This is a genomic window from Pseudonocardia ammonioxydans (assembly GCF_900115005.1).
In the GTDB taxonomy this organism is placed as follows: Bacteria; Actinomycetota; Actinomycetes; order Mycobacteriales; family Pseudonocardiaceae; genus Pseudonocardia; species Pseudonocardia ammonioxydans.
In genome coordinates this window covers 1-1,605 of sequence record NZ_FOUY01000148.1, presented here as the reverse complement: position 1 = coordinate 1,605, position 1,605 = coordinate 1, and the positions used below count along the sequence as shown (strand labels likewise).

At 68.3% G+C, this 1,605-nt stretch carries 1 protein-coding gene and 1 pseudogene; both read left to right on the top strand.

The genetic code is table 11. The features are described 5' to 3' along the window. Positions 1 to 498, top strand: a pseudogene (locus BM093_RS34785) (Pls/PosA family non-ribosomal peptide synthetase); the annotation flags it as partial. A gap of 29 nt (positions 499 to 527) precedes the next feature. Then, positions 528 to 1,520 (top strand): TauD/TfdA family dioxygenase, encoded by a 993-nt coding sequence (locus BM093_RS34780; RefSeq protein ID WP_093357720.1) that lies wholly within the window; start codon positions 528 to 530, stop codon positions 1,518 to 1,520. Positions 1,521 to 1,605: the final 85 nt, after the last annotated feature.

Below are 1,605 nucleotides of genomic sequence, written 5' to 3'. Positions count from 1 at the left end.
GTCGACCGGTCGGTGCGGCGACTGCTCCTGCGGGCGCCGAAGGGGTGCTCGATCTACGAGCCGATCTTCTGGGGGCACGAACGGTTCTGGAAGGTACCGGCTCCGAGCTACCTCGTGCTGTTCAACGGCACCCCGTTCAAGGGGCTGCTGTTGCGCATGCTCGGAACGCGGGTCGGCGCGCGCCTGTTCGACGACGGCGCCTCGCTCGTCGAACGGCCGTTCATGAGCTTCGGCGACGACTGCACGCTCAACGAACGCAGCATCGTCCAGAACCACTCGCAGGAAGACGGTGCCTTCAAGTCCGACTACACCGTCATCGGGTCGCGCGTCACGCTCGGGGTCGGGGCTTTCGTGCACTACGGCATCACCATCGGCGATGGCACCGTGATCGAGGCCGACGCCTTCGTCATGAAGGGCGAGGAGGTCCCCGCGGGCGAGACTTGGGGCGGAAACCCGGCCCGCGAGCTGCCCACCAGATCCATCCCGGCGTCGGCATGAGAGCCGACCACCCAGCGCGTGGAGTCGACATGTCCTTCTCCGGCCGATCTACCCAGGCCCAGCCAGAACAGCTTCCGGTCGAACGCCGCCCCGGCCGACCTCCGCTCCTGCTGGTCGACCCGGACGACCCGTTGCGCTGGGCGTTCGAGACACGAGACGCGCTGCGTGGGGCGGTGGTGGAACATGGCGCGGTGCTGGTCCGCGGTCTGGGGCTCTACGACCCGATCCTGGCCGGCGACGTGGTACGGATGCTCGCCGACGACCTGATGAGCGAGCGTGAGGTATTCGCACCGCGAGCGCCCTACACCGACCGCGTGTACTCCGCGACCCGGTGGCCGCGCGGGATCCCGATGTGCCCACACCACGAGCTGTCATACAGCGACTGGTTTCCCGCTTCGATGATGTTCGTCTGCCTGTCCCCGCCCGTCCTCGGCGGGGCCACGGTCCTCGCCGACTCCTCGGCCGTGCTCGCAGCGCTGCCCGCGAGCCTGGTCAAGCGGTGCGAGCGCGACGGTTGGACCCTGGTGCGGACCTACAACGGCGACGTCGGTCCCTCCTGGTCGGACGCCTTCGGCATCGGTGATCGACACGGTGTCGAGGAGTACTGCCGAGCACACTCCATCGACGTCGAGTGGCGCCGCGGCGGGCAGCTCCGTACCCGGCAACGCCGCCCGGCCGTCGTCCGGCACCCGATCACCGGCGTGCGCTGCTGGTTCAACGACATCGCGTACTACAGCGAGTGGGTCTTCGGACCCGACGCAGGCAATGAGCTGCGCGACATGCTCGGACCCGACGGACTCCCGGCCACCACCTGCTTCGGGGACGGCACCCCCATCGGCTGGGACCTTGTGAGCCAGATCAAGCAGGCCTACACCACCAACGCGGTCCGCGAGCCCTGGCAAAGCGGTGACCTACTCGTGCTCGACAACATCCGCACCGCCCACGGCCGCGACCCCTACCAGGGCCCGCGTGAAGTGCTCGTCGCCCTGGCCGACCCGGCAGCCGCCCACGAGGGACTGTAAGAACATCGGTGTAACTCCGATCAAGGAGTGTGGACCCGATGACAGACCAAGCAGCTGAGCCGGTCGACCTCGACAGCGTGACCGA